Origin of the sequence: Methylobacterium sp. WL103, assembly GCF_008039885.1 — a bacterium.
GTDB lineage: Bacteria > Pseudomonadota > Alphaproteobacteria > Rhizobiales > Beijerinckiaceae > Methylobacterium > Methylobacterium cerastii.
Genome location: NZ_VRUX01000593.1, coordinates 1 through 2,546, shown reverse-complemented (window position 1 = coordinate 2,546; position 2,546 = coordinate 1). Strand labels below are relative to the sequence as shown.

Here is a 2,546-nt window from a genome sequence, read left to right as displayed (position 1 = left end):
TGCCCGCCCGTCACCGACACGGTCTCGATCATCTCAGACCGAACCGCCTCCGCAACCGCCGGAAGGTCGCTCTCCGGCAACAGACGCAACGCAGACGTCTCAGACAAACCGTCCAAAATCGAGGGGGCCGGCATCGGGGGGGACTGCGTCACGGGTTCGGCCTCATCTCAAGTCTCGGACGTGGAGCGAGGGCACAGGGCGCGCACGCTCCGCATCTCAGTCGACGTCCAGGGGTGCGACGCCTTCGGCGCGCCCGTCGGGTGTCAGGGTGATGCGCTGGATACGGGCCTCGGCCCGCTTCAGCAGCATCTCGCAGTGGCGCTTCAGCGCCTCGCCGCGCTCGTAGATCATCACCGATTCGTCGAGCGCCACGTCGCCCTTCTCCAGGCGGCGGACGATGTCCTCGAGCTGCTCCAGCGCCTTTTCGAAAGGCATGTCGGCGGCGATCGCGGTCGCGTCGGGTCGGCTTTCGGTCATCCCTACAGGATCCTTTGGTGCGGTTCTAAGGCGGAGGCGGCGACCGCGACAACCCCGGGCACGATCAGGGTGGGGTGCGACCGGCGGTTTTCCGAGGCTGCGGCGACGTTTGCGCCACACCGGTACGGCGGCGGATCGGCCCGGTCAGCCGAGTTCGTAGCGGAACGGGACGCCCTCGAACGCGTCCGCGCCGCGGCCGATCGCGGCGATGGCGGCGACCATACGGCCGTCGCGGCCGAGCAGGCGGTCGGCGATCTCGACGAACAGGCGGTTCGGCGTGGCCGACGGCGAGGCGAGGCGCAAGGAAGCGGCGGCTTCCACTTCGTCGCGCGCCGGGTCGAGGGCGCAGGCGGCGATGTAGGCGGCCGCGGTCGAGCGGCTGATGCCGGCGTAGCAGTGGATCACCATCGGCTTCTCGCGCGGCCACGACGTGACGAAGTCGAGGATGGCGCGGACATGGTCCTCGGCCGGCAGCACGTAGCCGTCCGTGGCGACCGCGATGTCGCTGACGCCGACGACCGCGTGGCAGCCCTCGGCAATGCTCGCCGGCCGCGCCGGCGTCGCCGGCGGCGTGACAAGCGTCAGGACGTGGCTCGCCCCGGTCGCGGCGACGGTCTCGGTCAGGCGCGACAGGGGGCAGACGTGAAGCGTCGACATCTCGGGTCCGGGATTTCCGTCAGGTTTTGGAGGCGGTCGCCTGCAGCGCCGCGAAGCGGTCCAGGTAGCGGGCTTGGGCCTCGGCGGTCGGCCAGGGGTCGAGCAGGGCGAGGACGGGCTCGGGCAGGTCCTCGTGCCGGCCGAAATAGCGCGCCGCCTCGTCCGGCGCGAATCCGGCGAGGCGCACCGCCTCCGCGTGGGCGGCGACGCGGTCCGCGCGCTTGACCAGGCGTGCGAAGGCCGGCGTCGGGGCATCGAGGCCGAAGCGGCGACGGATCGCGGCGAGCAGGCGCCGCTCGACGCCCTTGTAGGCGTCGCCGATCGCCGCCTTGAGCGGGGAGATGATGTCGCCGACGACGTATTCGGGCGCGTCGTGCAGCAGCAGTTCGAGGCCCTGCTCCGGGGTGCAGGCCCGGAGGAGGTGGCGGCCCACCGCCTCGACCAGCAGCGAGTGCTGCGCCACGGAGAACACGTGCGGCCCGGCGGTCTGCCCGTTCCAGCGCGCCACGCGGGCGAGCCCGTGGGCGATGTCGGCCACCTCGATGTCGAGCGGGGAGGGGTCGAGCAGGTCGAGGCGACGGCCCGACAGCATCCGCTGCCAGGCCCGCGGCTGCACGGCGCTCAACGGTCCTCCTCCGCCAGCGCGGCGCAGGGCGCGTGGCGATGGCAGCCGACGAGGTGGTCGTTCACCATCCCCACCGCCTGCATGAAGGCGTGGACGATCACCGGCCCGCAGAAGGTGAAGCCCTGCGCCTTTAGGGCTTTAGCGATGCGCCGAGACAAGTCCGTCTCGGTCTGGATCTCGCCTCGCGTCCGGGCAATGCCCTGAACCGGCAGACCCTCAGGCAGGTGGTTCCACAGGAACTTCGAAAATCCCGGTCCGCTCTCCTCGATCCGCAGCCAGGCGCGGGCGCCGGCGACGGTCCCGACGATCTTGGCGCGGTTCCGGATGATGCCGGTATCCTGCATCAGGCGCGCGACGTCGGCCTCGGTGAAGCGCGCGATGGCCTCGGGATGGAAGTCGGCGAAGGCGCGGCGGAAGCCGTCGCGGCGACGCAGGATGGTGATCCACGACAAACCGGCCTGGAAACCGTCGAGGATCAGCTTCTCGTAGAGCGCTCGCCCGTCGCGCTCGGGTATGCCCCACTCCGTGTCGTGATAGGCGACGTAGAGCGGATCGAGCCCGGCCCACCAGCACCGGGCGCAGCCGTCCGGGTGATGGATCAAACCCTCGACCGGGTGATGAGGCTCAGTGACGTGGGGTGCCTCGGCCATTCAGCCGGCCGCGGCGTCGGGCATCGCGAAGCTGGCGAAGGCCGGGCGCTCGACGGTGAGGACCTTGCCGTCGGCGTGCAGGGGCTCGCCCGCCGCGATCGCGTCGGCGAGCCGGTCGAGGCGCAGCATCGCGAGGC

At 71.2% G+C, this 2,546-nt stretch carries 4 protein-coding genes; all 4 read right to left on the bottom strand.

Features of this window, described 5'->3' with window-relative positions:
- Positions 1–216: 216 nt before the first annotated feature.
- The 4 genes from FV222_RS22840 to FV222_RS22825 all read right to left on the bottom strand — a co-directional run bounded on the left by FV222_RS22840 (position 217) and on the right by FV222_RS22825 (position 2,409).
- Positions 217–477, bottom strand: a complete 261-nt coding sequence (locus FV222_RS22840) for an exodeoxyribonuclease VII small subunit (RefSeq protein ID WP_147764135.1) — start codon at positions 475–477, stop codon at positions 217–219.
- A 144-nt stretch (positions 478–621) separates the two neighbouring features.
- Positions 622–1,134, bottom strand: coding sequence for a protein tyrosine phosphatase (locus tag FV222_RS22835; RefSeq protein WP_147764134.1), 513 nt, complete (start codon positions 1,132–1,134; stop codon positions 622–624).
- A gap of 19 nt (positions 1,135–1,153) precedes the next feature.
- Entirely contained in the window at positions 1,154–1,726 is a 573-nt protein-coding gene (locus tag FV222_RS22830; protein ID WP_147764137.1) for an HD family hydrolase, read from the bottom strand.
- A 29-nt stretch (positions 1,727–1,755) separates the two neighbouring features.
- Positions 1,756–2,409 carry a DNA-3-methyladenine glycosylase I gene (locus FV222_RS22825; RefSeq protein ID WP_147764133.1) on the bottom strand — a complete coding sequence of 218 codons (654 nt, stop codon included), beginning with the start codon at positions 2,407–2,409 and terminating at the stop codon, positions 1,756–1,758.
- Positions 2,410–2,546: the final 137 nt, after the last annotated feature.